Below are 12858 nucleotides of genomic sequence, written 5' to 3'. Positions count from 1 at the left end.
TCGCGAGCGTTACTGGATGTTGGCCGAAGCTTTGCGAACCTGATCAATGACCGATTGCGGCAGCGGGATGTAGCCCATCGAGTCGGCAATCTTCTGACCTTCAGTCAGGCTGTACTCAACCATTTCACGCATGGCCTTGGCCTTGGCCGGGCTCTCGTTCTGCTTGCGGAAGATCATCCAGGTGTAGGAAGTGATCGGGTACGACTTGGCGCCGTCCGGATCAGGCAACCAGGCCACCAGGTTTTCCGGGAACTTGACCGCGTTCAGAGCTTCGGCACCGCTTTCTGCGTTAGGCACAACGTACTGACCGGCCTTGTTCTGCAGCTCGGCGAAGTCGACTTTGGCCAGCTTGGCGAAGCCGTATTCGATGTAGCCAATGGCACCAGGGGTCTGACGTACGGTAGCGGTCACGCCGTCGTTTTTAGGCGACTTGATGAACTTGTCGCTGGCCGGCCAGTTGACGGTGTTGCCTTCGCCCAGCGCAGTCTTGAATTCCGCATTGATGGTCGACATGTGCTTGGTGAACACCGCGGTAGTACCGCTGGAGTCTGCACGCACGACAACAGTGATTGGCAGTGCCGGCAGCTTCAGCTCAGGGTTGGCTGCGACGATCTGCGGATCGTTCCACTGGGTGATCTTGCCCAGGAAGATGTTGGAGTAAACATCGCGTGGCAGTTTCAGGCCTTTAGGGCTGCCTGGCAAGTTGTACGCCAACACGATTTCGCCTGCGGTCATCGGCAGCAATTGCACGCCTTCGGCAACCTTGGCGATGTCTTCGTCTTTCATGGCCGAGTCGCTGGCCGCGAAATCGACGGTTTTGTTCAGAAAGTCCTGTACGCCCGCACCGCTACCCTTCGATTGGTAATCAACGGTGACGCCAGCGGTTTTCTTGCTGAAATCCTTGAACCAGGTCAGGTAGATCGGAGCCGGAAAACTGGCGCCAGAACCTGTCAGGCGCACGCTTTCGGCAGCAAAAGACACTGATGTGGCGCAGATAGAAACGGTAAGAGCGAGCGCAGCGGACTTAACAAAACTTTTCATGAACGGCATTCCTTTTGAGAGCGGCTGCCGCACTTTGAACCAGTTATATGAAAAATTTATGACAGTCGGGTGGCAAAAAGGTGGCTTGTTGATTTGACGAGCCATTTACCCATGGATTTCCACGCCCCTTCTGTAGGAGCGAGCTTGCTCGCGATGCAGGTCTGGACACCGCGGGGCATCGGATAGCCAGCGTCATCGTTGGTCACCATCGCGAGCAAGCTGGCTCCTACAGGGTTCAGCACTTCTTCAGGGCGATATGACTCGCCCGCCCAGGCTTACTTCTTCAACTTCGCCAGCATGGCCACTGCGACTGCCTTGGCCGACTGCGGATTCTGGCCGGAAATCACTTCGCGGTCTTCGATCACATGCTCGCTCCATGGCTTGGCCTCATTGAAGTTGGCACCGGCTGCCGTCAGGCCATCCTGCGGGAACAGTTTCATGTGGCCGCCGCCGAGGAAACCTTTGGCCTGCTCTTCTTCCGCGTCGGTGAAGGCGGTGACTTTGTAGCCCTTGTAAATCCAGTTGGCGGGCGCGGCCGGCTGCTTGCCTGATTCCAATGCGGAGACAAAACCACGGGCGTCGGGGATCGCCGACAACATGGCGATGGTGCCATGGCAGGTAAAGCCGGTGACTTTGCCGTTGTCATGGAAGTTGGTCAGCAGTTGACCCAGTTGCTTGTCCTTGAGCAGGTCCTGCATCGGGATATGGCCGCCAGGCACGAACACGGCGTCAAACTTGTCGTAACCGATTTTCTGAACCTGCGCGAAGCTGATTGCCGGCGAGCCGTTTTTGGAGGTCAGCTTCAGCGTGTCCAGCAGCGCGAGGCTTTGCTGACGGGCCTTTTCATCACCGCCCCAGAAATTCACATCGTTGGATTTCTGGTCCGCGGTTGGCGCCTTGCCGCTAGGCGTGGCAAATACCACGGTCTGCCCCGCCTCGATGAAAGTCTGCACCGGTTGCATCAATTCGTTGAGGAAGAAACCGGTTTGCATGACCTTGCCGTCTTTGAGGTCCAGTTGATCCTGGTCCGACAGGACAACCAATACCGTGCCGGCGTTGGCGTAGCTGGCGGCAGCGGTTAACAGAGCGGCGATAATGGTTTTTTTCACGTGATACTCCAGTAGTGATGGTTGGATGGATCCATCTTATTACCGGAGCAAAAAGCGATAGAGCCCCTGAACTGAATTTCAATTATTACACTGAGTAATCAATGACCGAGCCTTACTGTCGCTGCAGCTTTCTCGGTGCAAACTCAGAACATCGCTTCATGACTGTTCTCCCGCGACCTCTGTTTTGCTCTTCGTCAACGCCAGACTCAACAGCACCGAAATCAATATGATGCCGCCGACAATGCTCAGCGACCATTGGATCGGCATGTGCCACCACGGCGCGACCAGCATCTTGCCGCCGATGAACACCAGTACGATGGACAGGCCATATTTGAGCAAGTGGAAGCGGTGGGCCATGTCGGCAAGCAGAAAATACAGTGCGCGCAGGCCCATGATGGCGAAGATGTTGGAGGTGAAAATGATGAAGGGGTCAGTGGTGACGGCGAAGATGGCCGGGATGCTATCGACCGCGAAGACCAGGTCGCTGGCCTCGATCAGTACCAGCACCAGGAACATCGGCGTCGCCCAGCGCAGGCCATCCTTACGCACGAAGAAGCGCTCGCCATGAAAGTTGTCCGTGATACGCATGTGGCTACGCAGCCAACGCAGCAAAGGGTTCTTTCCAAGGTCCGGCTGCTGATTGGCGAAGACCAGCATCTTGATGCCGGTGATGACGAGAAACGCACCAAAGACATAGAGTAACCAGGCAAACTCCCGCACCAGCCAGACACCCGCGAAAATCATCCCTGCGCGCATGATGATGGCGCCGAGCACGCCATAGAGCAGCACGCGGCGTTGCAACTCCGGCGGCACGGCGAAGTAGCCGAAGATCATCACGAAAACGAACATGTTGTCGATCGACAGCGACTGCTCGATCAGGTAGCCGGTCAGGAATTCGAGCGTTGTACGCTGGGCCACTTCGGCGCCGAATGTGCTGTCCAGGTACCACCAGAGCAAGGCAGCGAAGACCAATGCCAAACTGACCCAGGCGAGGACCCAGGCCAGCGCTTCTCGCACCGAAACACGATGCGCCTTTCGTCCGCCGAAGACGAACAGATCGAGCGCCAGCATGGCCAGGACAAACACGATGAAGGCGGCCCACATCCAGGGTTGGCCGATGCTGATGGCAGTCATTCTCTATCTCCGCATGACGCAGCAATAGGCTGGAGAGGTCATGCTAGCGATCATGGTTCATCAACAAAAATCGTTTATTCGGTGCGAATAGTTCGTTTTTTACGAAGTATTGCCAGGGATTCTCCCTCCTCAACCACCGTCCTCAAGAACCTCCTCACGCTTCGAAACAAAAACTTGTACAGGAAATTTGACTTGTACAGCATGCACCCTATTCTTTAAAAACCTGTACAAGCCAATCGATCCGTACAAGAAAAAGGAAATGGGGATGCAACGTGTCTGACTTTCTCCAACGTTTCGCCAGCGGCTTCGCAGCGCTCGACGCCAGCAATTTGCACAGGCTGACGGAGTTGTACAGCGACGATATCCACTTCAGCGATCCGCTACACGAGATACAGGGCCTGACAGCGCTGCAGGACTATTTTTCAGAGCTGTACGTCAACGTCAGCGAGCTCGGATTCTCCTTTCACGGCTATGACCAGGTGGAAGAAGGCAGCGGTTATCTGCGCTGGACCCTGCAGTTTCGCCATCCCCATTTGCGCCGTGGCCAAATGATAAAGGTCATTGGCTGCTCATACCTGCAATGGCACGAGAAGGTGTACCGGCATCGCGACTACTTCGATGCCGGCGCGCTGCTCTATGAGCACCTGCCGGTAATGGGCACCGCAATTGGCTGGTTGAAGGGGCGCCTGGCATGAAACGGATCTGGCTCACCGGCGCCAGCAGCGGTATAGGCGCGGCACTTGCGCAAATTCTCCTGTCCCAAGGCCATTTTCTGGCTGTCAGCGCCCGCAATGTAACGGCCCTGGAAAAACTGCAGACAGCACATCCGCAGCAGGTACTTGTTTTGCCAGGCGACCTCACCGATGCGCGACAGGTTCAAGCCATGGGCGATCGAATCGGCGAACTCTGGGGCTATCTGGATCAGGTCATCCTCAACGCTGGAACCTGCGAGTACCTGGACGCTGGCCACTTTGAAGCCAGCATGATTGAACGGGTGATGCGGACCAATCTGTTTTCCGCGGCTTACTGCGTTGAAGCTGCCCTGCCACTGCTGCGCAAGGCGCAGCGACCTCATCTGGTGGCGATCTGTAGCTCGGTTACTTACCTGGCATTACCTCGCGCCGAGGCCTATGGCGCCTCCAAGGCGGCCATGCGTTACCTGTTTCAATCGCTTCGCATCGATGTGGCACACGAGGGTATAGACGTCACGCTCGTCAGCCCGGGCTTCGTCGATACACCGCTGACGCGACAGAACGATTTCCCGATGCCGATGCGTTGGCCGGTGGGCAAGGCTGCCGACTACATCGCCACTCGCCTGGAAAAACGACCGCTGGAAGTCGCCTTTCCCGGACCTTTCATCGCCACCCTGCGCCTGTTGGCGATCCTTCCTCAACGCCTGCAACTGGCGCTGGCCAGGCGTATGGCGCGTCCGGCTACAGAAGCATCTTCATGAAAATTGCGATTATCGGTAGTGGAATCTCCGGCCTGACCTGCGCCTGGCTGCTCAACCGCAAACATGACATCACGGTATTCGAGGCGGATGACTGGATCGGTGGCCATAGCCACACGGTCGAGGTTGCAGCAGAGGGGAAAAGCCACGCTATCGATACCGGTTTTATCGTCTTCAACGACTGGACCTATCCCAACTTCATCCGTTTGCTGGATCAACTCGGCGTGGCTTCGCAACCCACCGAGATGAGTTTCTCGGTTCAAGATCCGAGTACCGGCACCGAATACAACGGCAACAATCTCAACAGCCTGTTTGCTCAGCGGCGCAACCTGCTCTCACCCGGATTCTGGGGCATGTTGCATGACATCTTGCGCTTCAACCGCGAGGTCATACGTGACCTGGACGAACAACGCATCACTGGCGAAACCACGCTGGGCGACTATCTGGGGCAGAACGGTTACGGGCAGCGTTTTATCGAACACTACATCGTCCCGATGGGGTCGGCGATCTGGTCCATGTCACGCGCCGACATGCAGCGTTTTCCATGTGAGTTCTTCGTGCGCTTCTGTAGAAATCATGGGCTGCTGTCGGTGACCAATCGGCCACAGTGGCGCGTTGTCAGTGGTGGCTCGCGCACTTACGTAGCAGCGTTGAGCGCAGGCTTTGTCGAACGCATCCGTCTCAACTGCCCGGTCCATCGGGTCGTACGTGACGACGCCGGCGTCAATCTGCACAGCAGCGCCGGCATCGATCGCTTTGACAGCGTGGTGTTCGCCTGTCACAGCGATCAGGCGCTGCGCCTTCTTGTTGCGCCCAGCCAAGCCGAGCGGGAGATTCTCGGCGCACTGCGTTACGACGAGAACGAGGTGGTACTGCACACGGACACGCGTGTGCTGCCAAGCCGTCGCCTGGCCTGGGCAAGCTGGAATTACTGCCTCGGTGGCTCGCCCCGGCAACCGGCCGCTGTCACCTACAACATGAATATCCTGCAAGGGCTGCAGAGCGACACCACCTATTGCGTGAGCCTGAATCAGACTGCGGGAATTGACCCCAGCAAAATCCTCGACCGTTTCCGCTACGCCCACCCGCAATACAGCCAGGCAGGCATGGTTGCGCAGGCACGATGGCAGGAATTGCAAGGCGCCCAGAACAGCTATTACTGCGGCGCTTACTGGGCCAACGGTTTCCACGAGGACGGTGTGGTCAGTGCCTTGCGCGTGGCGGCCGCTTTCGGAGAACAACTGTGAACAGCGCGCTTTATTACGGCTGGGTCAGCCACCGCCGGGTGCTGCCGCGCGCCCATGGGTTTCGCTATCGCATGGGCATGCTCTACCTGGATCTTGCGGAACAAGCGCAGGTTTTGAGCCTGTCATGGCTGGCTGGAAACTCGCGCTGGGGCGCTTTCACCTTCCGCGAAACCGACTACCTGCCGCACGCCACGCGCAAGGGCGTGACGCTCAGCGATGCAGTACGCCAACGCGTCGAGCAGGCCCTCGGATTCGCACCACAGGGACGTATCTGTCTGCTCACCCAGCCGCGCAGCTGGGGGCTGTCCTTCAATCCGATCAGCCTGTTTTACTGCTTCGAATCCGACGGCAGTCTGGCCGCCATCCTCTGCGAGGTCAGCAATACCCCCTGGCGAGAGCGTTACCACTACGTACTGCCGACCCACGCCAGCGGTGAGTCACGCCATCGAGTGAGCAAGGGGTTTCATGTATCGCCCTTCCTGCCCCGCGATCTGCAATACCGCATGCGTTTCTCTGCTCCCGGGCAAACGCTGCACGTGTCCATGCAGGACTGGCTGGGGGAGGAAAAAATCTTTGAGGCTGGCCTGGGCCTGGAGCGCATCGAGCTGACGCGTCAAAGCCTGCACCGCCACCTTCTGGCCTTCCCCTGGATGACCGGCAAAACCCTGATCGGCATTTACTGGCAGGCCCTGCGTCTGCTGCTCAAGCGTCTGCCACTGTTTTCCCATGAAGCCGCAACCGGTGAATACCTCACCGCAGAGCTGGAGTCGCGCCATGACAAATCCTAGCCTCAACCCCTCCAGCACCTGTAGCTCCACGGCCAGCGGACCGGGCGCCCGTCTGTTGAAGAAATTGGTGTTGCGTCAGTTGGCGCAACTGCGTCACGGGCACTTGGTGGTCATCGTCGACGGTCAGCCCTTGAGCTTCGGCCAGCCAGGCGAGGGGTTGCATGGCGAGATCGAAGTGCATGATTCGGCGCTCTGGCCAATGGTGGCGGCGAATGGCTCGATTGGTGCTGGCGAGGCCTATATCCACGGCTACTGGAGCAGCCCGGACCTGACCGCGGTGGTGCGCATTTTCGTTGCCAACCTCGATGTGCTGGATGGCATGGAGCGCGGCCTGGCACGTATACGCCGTCCGCTGACCAAAGCCCTGCACTGGCTCAACCGCAATACGCGTCGGGGCTCGCAGCGCAATATTTCAGCTCACTACGACCTGGGCAACAAGTTGTTCGAACAGCTGCTGGACCCGACCATGATGTATTCGGCGGCCATGTTCCGCTCCGCCAGCGACAGCCTCGAACAAGCCCAAATGTACAAACTGGAGTGCATCTGCCAAAAGCTCGATCTCAAACCCGGTGACCACCTGCTGGAGATCGGTACCGGCTGGGGCAGTATGGCGCTCTATGCGGCCACCCACTACGGCTGCAAGGTCACTACCACCACCCTCTCCCATGAGCAGTTTGAGTACACCCGGCGCCGAATCGAGGAGCAGGGTCTGCAGGAGCGCATCACCCTGCTGTTGCAGGACTATCGTGACCTGACAGGCAAGTACGACAAGCTGGTGTCGATCGAGATGATCGAGGCCGTCGGCCACCGCTTCCTGCCCACCTACTTCGAACAGTGCGCGCATCTGCTCAAAGAACACGGACTGATGCTGTTGCAGGCGATCACGATTCGGGACCAGCGCTACGAGCAGGCGAAAAAAACCGTCGACTTTATCCAGCGCTACATTTTCCCCGGTGGTGCCTTGCCTTCGGTCAGCGCGATGCTGAACACCATCAGTCGCGACACCGACCTGAACCTTCACCACATGGAGGACTTCGGTCTTCATTACGCCCGTACCCTGCGCATGTGGCACGACAACCTGCGACGCAGCCGGCATAACCTGGAAGCACTGGGTTACGACCAGACGTTCTATCGCCTCTGGGAGTTCTACCTGTGTTACTGCGAAGGTGGTTTTCTGGAGCGAAGCATCGGCACCGCGCATCTATTGCTCGCCAAGCCTGGGGCAAGACCGGCACCCTTCGAGCTGAAGGCGTGAGCGGACGAGGCCGGTTCTTTCTCAACGCAGGTCTATTCCAACTCGGGTGGTTCGCCTGTGTACTGGGTGCTCATCGGCCCTGGCTGTTGCTGGTGGCAATTGCCTGTCTGGCTTTGCACCTGTTCTGGATCGCAAACGCGGGTGATGAGTGGCCCAGTCTGCTGCGGGTGGCATCCTCGGGCTGGATTCTGGACACCACGCTGATGCACCTCGGGCTATTCCACTTTTCCGGCGCCACTGTAGTTCTGCCACTTTGGCTGGCATTGCTTTGGCTGCTTTTCGCCAGCACCTTGCGCTACAGCCTGAGCTGGACAAACCGACCCTGGTGGCTGGGCAGCCTGGCAGGCGCTATCGGCGGGCCGCTCTCCTATTGGGGTGGCGCAAGGTTGGCAGAAGTGGGATTGCCCCTGGGTGTGTGGCCGAGCATTCTGTTGCTCGCATCGATATGGGCACTATTGATGCCGGCGCTGCACTGGATGGCCGGACCGCGTGTTCGTTGACTCAAGGCGACGTGTTCACTTGCTCGACGGCCTCAGGGTTTCGCTGCGCCCAGCAATTGGGCACGCAACTGTGGATCGCGTGTTCGGGGGTCAAGCCAGATTGCGAAAAAGGCTTTGGCGAACGCATCGTCGCGCACCACATGCCGCAGGTTCTCGCCTACATAAAAACGTACGCCCTCTCCCGGCATAAAGACTCCGGTTATGCGGTCACCTGCGCGTACATCGACGAACGCGCTCTGCATCTCCCGCTTCCAGCGAGCAATCAGCTGTGAGTTTCCGGCACTCGGCGACAGGCGACGGATTTCCTTGATGCTGGCTTCCACCAGATCATCGCGACTGATCGCACGACTGTAGGTCAGCTCCAGCGCAAAAGGCACATCTGCCCCCGGCGCTTTACCCGCAATCAGGCGTGGGCTCCAGAGCTGGGCGCTGTAGATGGAGAACCCAAAAACCCGCATGTCACCGCTACCCGACAGACGTGCATCGGGTAAGGCTTCACGCCAGCCAGCAAACAGTTCTGCACTCTGGAGCATCAGCACAAGGCAGATAACGTGGCGGATCGAGCGTTCCGGCTGCCAAGTCATGCGAAAAGCCTCGATAGGACTCAATGGACGCCTTTAAAACTTATACCAAATCATGATTTTGTACAGAAATTGTATGGTTAGTGATGTTCACGCCAGCCTCAGAACCGGTTTAGATTTTCAGGTTCTGATTGAAGAACGTGGTCATCGCATCAAATGGGATTTTGTCCTTCTGATCGTAGAGATCGACATGGGTAGCACCTTTGACGATCAGCAGTTCCTTCGGCTGTTCTGCCGCCGCGTAGGCGGTTTCAGAGAAATAACGCGAGTGAGCTTTTTCACCGTGTACGAACAGGATTGGGCGCGGCGAAATCTCTTTGATGTAGGTCAGAATCGGCATGTTCATGAACGCCTGCGGCGTGGTGACTGACCAGGCGTTGCCCGAATTGACCGCTCGTGCGTGGTAGCCGCGCGGCGTCATGTAGTAGTCGGCGTACTCGACCAGGAACTGTGCTTCGCCGCCTTTGAGCTTGTTGTAGGCCGGTTGATATTCTGGCTTCCCATTCGCTGCGTCTACCCAGCGCTGCCGGCTCATCTGCTCCAGCGCTTGCGCGCGCTGCTCGGGCGTGACGCTGTCGTTGTAACCCTTGGACATGACCCGGCTCATGTCGTACATGGTGCTGGCGACGACGGCCTTGACACGCTTGTCAGCTGCCACTGCGTTCAACGCCATGCCGCCCATACCGCAGATGCCGATCATGCCGATACGCTCACGATCGACGTAGGACTGCAGGCCGATGAAATCCACCGCAGCCATGAAATCTTCGGTATTGATGTCCGGCGAGGCGATGTTGCGTGGCTCCCCGCCACTCTCTCCGGTATAGGAAGGATCGAAGGCCAGCGTGACGAAGCCGCGCTCGGCCATTGTCTGCGCGTACAGACCGGCAGCCTGCTCTTTCACCGCGCCGAACGGACCACCGACCACGATAGCCGCCAGGCGCTGATTGCCACGGTTTTTTGGCAGATAGACATCGGCCGCGAGGGTGATCCCATAGCGGTTCTTGAAGGTCACTTTCCGGTGATCAACCTTGTCACTCTTGGGAAAGGTTTTGTCCCACGTCTGGACCAAGTGCGTTGAAGGATCAACGGTGACGGCCTGAGACTGCGCTTTGGCCGATTCCATGCCCATCATCGCCAAGGCAAATGCAAGGACTGTTACTTTGAAAGTACTTTTAGCGGCGAAGTTTGCTGTCATGACTCTGTACCTATAAGTGATATGTAAGTAGAGGGAATTGAATCCTTGGGATGTCAGGTTCGGTTCTTCGCAGAGTCAACGCTCTGAGGACGGCAGCGCATCACCAGCAGGACGCCATAGCGGTTGTGGGGCGAAGCTCAACTCTCTGGCAGCAGTGTTGTTCGCTGATCGGCTTGCAAGAAAAGCGAGAACTGCAGTGGCTGCGAGCAAAAGCGCACTCGTTTCGAAGGTCGATCGATAGCCAAATGCGTCGAAAATAATCCCGCCGACGGTGCCTCCCAGAGCGATGGCTAACTGGCATATGGCTACAAACAAACCTCCGCCTGCTTCAACGTCATCCGGCACCACGCGTGCTATCCATGTAAACCACGCAACGGGTGTCGCAGTGGCGATCAATCCCCATAACGCCAGTAGCCCCGCTGTGGCGAGCAGTGAGTGCCCAAACATCACGAGTGCAATCGCGATCGCAGCCATCATGATCGGCACACTGATGAGCGTGCGGTACAGGCCGTTACCCTTAAGAAAGGGACCGATCAGGAAGGTACCTAGCAGGCCGCCCACTCCAATCAGCAGCAACACGAAGGAAACCATCGACACATCGAGACGCGTTACTGCTTCGAGGAAAGGTCGCAGGTAGGTGAAGAGCATGAACTGGCCCATGAAAAAACCTGCAACGGCGAGCATCCCGAGTGCGATTGGAGGCTTTTTGAGAAGCAGCAGAACATTGCCGCCTCCTGGCGTTGTTTGGCGTGGAGCCAGTTTGGGCATGCTGAACATCAGCCATGCCAATGCAATCATCGCGACGGGTACTACGGTGAAAAATGCCCATCGCCAGCCGATGTAGGCTCCCAGATAGCTACCCACTGGAGCCGCGATAACTGTCGCGAGTGCATTGCCGCCATTGACCAGAGCCAGGGCACGTGGAACTTGATCTGCGGGGACCAGGCGAATGGATGTAGCGGCGCTCAGCGACCAAAACCCGCCGATAGCCACTCCGATAAGCGCGCGCCCGGCCATGAACGTTTCGTAGCTTGCAGCGAAGGCGACCACAGTTCCCGAAATGATCATGATGATCATCATCGACAGCAACAGCCTCTTGCGTTCTACCTTTGCGGCAACAGGCGCAATCAATAATGCCGTGATCAGGGCAAACAGCCCCGACACCGAGATGCCCATACCTGCCTGACCCTCCGTGAGATGCAGGTCAGTCGCTACCGGTGTAAGCAAACTCACCGGCATGAATTCAGAGGCAACCAAGGCGAACGCAGCCAGGGACATCGCCATTACGGCCCCCCAGGCTTTTGGACTTTCTCCATCAGAAGGAGTGGGAAGAGTGGTTGATAACACAGGCGTCTATCCTCATTGATAAAGGCTTTGAGGGAGTCAGGGCCGCCTGGCTGCGCATGTAGAACAGCCAGCGAGATTGGAGCCATCCAAGATGTGCAGTAGTGAATGCGGCCTTGTTGATGTAGACAATTGTGGGCGTTGCACCCTTGGCTGCAGTAGCTGGTTTCTCTACATTACTTGCCCATTCCGACCAATCTGGAGCGTATCGGTAGGTTTTTTTTCCTTGCGGAACTACAGTCCGAATCTGAAGGAGAACAATCCATATGAACACTGAACACACGCTCGATAGGCATAAAGACGGCTACCGAAGTGCACTGATCAAGCGGATAGGCAATCGCACTCCGGGTACTGGGGACTTTGCAACCGCCATCGCTGGGCTTGATCTGTTTCGCCGCGATGCGCCTGCACCACCGGCAGTTTGCATGGTGCCTCCGAGCATTGTCCTGGTCGTAGATGGGGCCAAGAAGATGTGGGTTGGAGGAGAGGCCTACGCCTACGACTCGTCTCGATTCCTGGTGACATCACTTGATATTCCCGCCAATTCCGAAGTAACGGAGGCAAGCAGCAGTCACCCCTGTCTGGGGCTGGCATTTCAGCTCGACCAACGCATGTTGGCGGAGCTCATTGCGCAAGGTGGCTTGCCACCCCATAACGAGCGCCAATCAGGCACGGGTGTCGGCGTAGGTACTGTAACCGACGCTATTCTCGATGCGTTTTGTCGACTGGTTGCGTTGCTGGATGAACCTCAGGCGATTCCCGTACTCGAGCCGATGCTGCGGCGTGAAATTCATTACAGACTTTTGCTTAGCGATCAGGCCGAAAAACTGCGGCAGGTTGCAGCGATTGATAGCCATGGATATCGGGTTGGGAGAGCCATTGACTGGTTGAAGGTGAACTTCGCGTCCCAACTTCGAATTGATGAGCTGGCCAGCCAGGTTCAGATGAGTACATCTTCATTCCACCGGCATTTTCGACAACTGACCGGCATGAGCCCCCTTCAGTATCAAAAATGGTTACGTCTCAGCGAGGCCAAGCGATTGATGCTCAACGAGCATCATGATGCTTCAACCGCGTCATTCAAGGTCGGGTACGAAAGCCCGTCGCATTTTAGTCGTGAGTACAGTCGGATGTTTGGTTTGTCACCGAAGCAGGACATCACCGTCCTGAGGGACTTGGCGTCTGCATGAGCTTTTCACGATGGTTGGCATGCC

13 protein-coding genes are annotated in these 12858 nt (G+C 57.4%); 7 read left to right on the top strand and 6 right to left on the bottom strand.

The features are described from left to right. Positions 1 to 9: 9 nt before the first annotated feature. The 3 genes from pstS to K9857_RS00550 form a co-directional block, all read right to left on the bottom strand. Complete coding sequence (gene pstS / locus K9857_RS00560) at positions 10 to 1041, bottom strand: phosphate ABC transporter substrate-binding protein PstS (protein ID WP_224532957.1); 1032 nt, start codon at positions 1039 to 1041, stop codon at positions 10 to 12. Positions 1042 to 1316: 275 nt separating this feature from the next. Continuing rightward, positions 1317 to 2150 carry a type 1 glutamine amidotransferase domain-containing protein gene (locus K9857_RS00555; protein WP_224532956.1) on the bottom strand — a complete coding sequence of 278 codons (834 nt, stop codon included), beginning with the start codon at positions 2148 to 2150 and terminating at the stop codon, positions 1317 to 1319. 156 nt (positions 2151 to 2306) lie between these two features. Further along, positions 2307 to 3284, bottom strand: coding sequence for a TerC family protein (locus K9857_RS00550; protein ID WP_224532955.1), 978 nt, complete (start codon positions 3282 to 3284; stop codon positions 2307 to 2309). Between the two features lie 272 nt (positions 3285 to 3556). Here K9857_RS00550 and K9857_RS00545 point away from each other — a divergent pair, with 272 nt between their 5' ends. From K9857_RS00545 to K9857_RS00520, 6 genes are read left to right on the top strand one after another with little or no spacing between them, the layout of a single operon-like run. Beyond that, positions 3557 to 3979, top strand: a complete 423-nt coding sequence (locus tag K9857_RS00545; RefSeq protein WP_224532954.1) for a nuclear transport factor 2 family protein — start codon at positions 3557 to 3559, stop codon at positions 3977 to 3979. Next, positions 3976 to 4737: an SDR family NAD(P)-dependent oxidoreductase gene (locus K9857_RS00540; RefSeq protein WP_224532953.1), complete on the top strand. Its 762-nt coding sequence runs from the start codon at positions 3976 to 3978 to the stop codon at positions 4735 to 4737. Before K9857_RS00545 ends, K9857_RS00540 begins: the two co-directional genes overlap by 4 nt. After that, positions 4734 to 5981 (top strand): NAD(P)/FAD-dependent oxidoreductase, encoded by a 1248-nt coding sequence (locus K9857_RS00535; protein WP_224532952.1) that lies wholly within the window; start codon positions 4734 to 4736, stop codon positions 5979 to 5981. The genes K9857_RS00540 and K9857_RS00535 overlap by 4 nt, the downstream gene beginning before the upstream one ends. Continuing rightward, positions 5978 to 6769 carry a DUF1365 domain-containing protein gene (locus tag K9857_RS00530; RefSeq protein ID WP_224532951.1) on the top strand — a complete coding sequence of 264 codons (792 nt, stop codon included), beginning with the start codon at positions 5978 to 5980 and terminating at the stop codon, positions 6767 to 6769. The genes K9857_RS00535 and K9857_RS00530 overlap by 4 nt, the downstream gene beginning before the upstream one ends. After that, positions 6756 to 8024 (top strand): SAM-dependent methyltransferase, encoded by a 1269-nt coding sequence (locus K9857_RS00525; RefSeq protein WP_224532950.1) that lies wholly within the window; start codon positions 6756 to 6758, stop codon positions 8022 to 8024. Before K9857_RS00530 ends, K9857_RS00525 begins: the two co-directional genes overlap by 14 nt. Then, positions 8021 to 8524 (top strand): DUF2878 domain-containing protein, encoded by a 504-nt coding sequence (locus tag K9857_RS00520; protein ID WP_224532949.1) that lies wholly within the window; start codon positions 8021 to 8023, stop codon positions 8522 to 8524. Before K9857_RS00525 ends, K9857_RS00520 begins: the two co-directional genes overlap by 4 nt. Positions 8525 to 8556: 32 nt before the next feature. Here the strand turns inward: K9857_RS00520 and K9857_RS00515 are convergent, their stop codons facing one another. From K9857_RS00515 to K9857_RS00505, 3 genes are all read right to left on the bottom strand, one after another. Beyond that, positions 8557 to 9108 carry a chalcone isomerase family protein gene (locus tag K9857_RS00515; RefSeq protein ID WP_224532948.1) on the bottom strand — a complete coding sequence of 184 codons (552 nt, stop codon included), beginning with the start codon at positions 9106 to 9108 and terminating at the stop codon, positions 8557 to 8559. 109 nt (positions 9109 to 9217) lie between these two features. Beyond that, complete coding sequence (locus K9857_RS00510; protein WP_411961531.1) at positions 9218 to 10234, bottom strand: alpha/beta hydrolase; 1017 nt, start codon at positions 10232 to 10234, stop codon at positions 9218 to 9220. 141 nt (positions 10235 to 10375) lie between these two features. After that, positions 10376 to 11584: an MFS transporter gene (locus tag K9857_RS00505; RefSeq protein ID WP_224532946.1), complete on the bottom strand. Its 1209-nt coding sequence runs from the start codon at positions 11582 to 11584 to the stop codon at positions 10376 to 10378. Between the two features lie 326 nt (positions 11585 to 11910). On the opposite strand from K9857_RS00505, the gene K9857_RS00500 reads away from it, so the two are divergent. Further along, a complete protein-coding gene (locus K9857_RS00500) occupies positions 11911 to 12834 on the top strand; it encodes an AraC family transcriptional regulator (protein ID WP_224532945.1) in 924 nt (307 codons plus the stop codon). Positions 12835 to 12858 lie beyond the last annotated feature (24 nt).

This window comes from Pseudomonas sp. REP124, from assembly GCF_020164475.1.
Taxonomy (GTDB): Bacteria; Pseudomonadota; Gammaproteobacteria; order Pseudomonadales; family Pseudomonadaceae; genus Aquipseudomonas.
This window is presented reverse-complemented; position numbering and strand designations above follow the sequence as displayed.

What these genes read in the sequence shown, in the direction of transcription:
- K9857_RS00510 (WP_411961531.1), bottom strand. Translation starts at nt 10,234, where the DNA reads ATGGGCATGGAATCGGCCAAAGCGCAGTCTCAGGCCGTCACCGTTGAT.
- K9857_RS00505 (WP_224532946.1), bottom strand. Translation starts at nt 11,584, where the DNA reads ATGGCGATGTCCCTGGCTGCGTTCGCCTTGGTTGCCTCTGAATTCATG.
- pstS (WP_224532957.1), bottom strand. Translation starts at nt 1,041, where the DNA reads ATGAAAAGTTTTGTTAAGTCCGCTGCGCTCGCTCTTACCGTTTCTATC.
- K9857_RS00515 (WP_224532948.1), bottom strand. Translation starts at nt 9,108, where the DNA reads ATGACTTGGCAGCCGGAACGCTCGATCCGCCACGTTATCTGCCTTGTG.
- K9857_RS00550 (WP_224532955.1), bottom strand. Translation starts at nt 3,284, where the DNA reads ATGACTGCCATCAGCATCGGCCAACCCTGGATGTGGGCCGCCTTCATC.
- K9857_RS00525 (WP_224532950.1), top strand. Translation starts at nt 6,756, where the DNA reads ATGACAAATCCTAGCCTCAACCCCTCCAGCACCTGTAGCTCCACGGCC.
- K9857_RS00500 (WP_224532945.1), top strand. Translation starts at nt 11,911, where the DNA reads ATGAACACTGAACACACGCTCGATAGGCATAAAGACGGCTACCGAAGT.
- K9857_RS00535 (WP_224532952.1), top strand. Translation starts at nt 4,734, where the DNA reads ATGAAAATTGCGATTATCGGTAGTGGAATCTCCGGCCTGACCTGCGCC.
- K9857_RS00540 (WP_224532953.1), top strand. Translation starts at nt 3,976, where the DNA reads ATGAAACGGATCTGGCTCACCGGCGCCAGCAGCGGTATAGGCGCGGCA.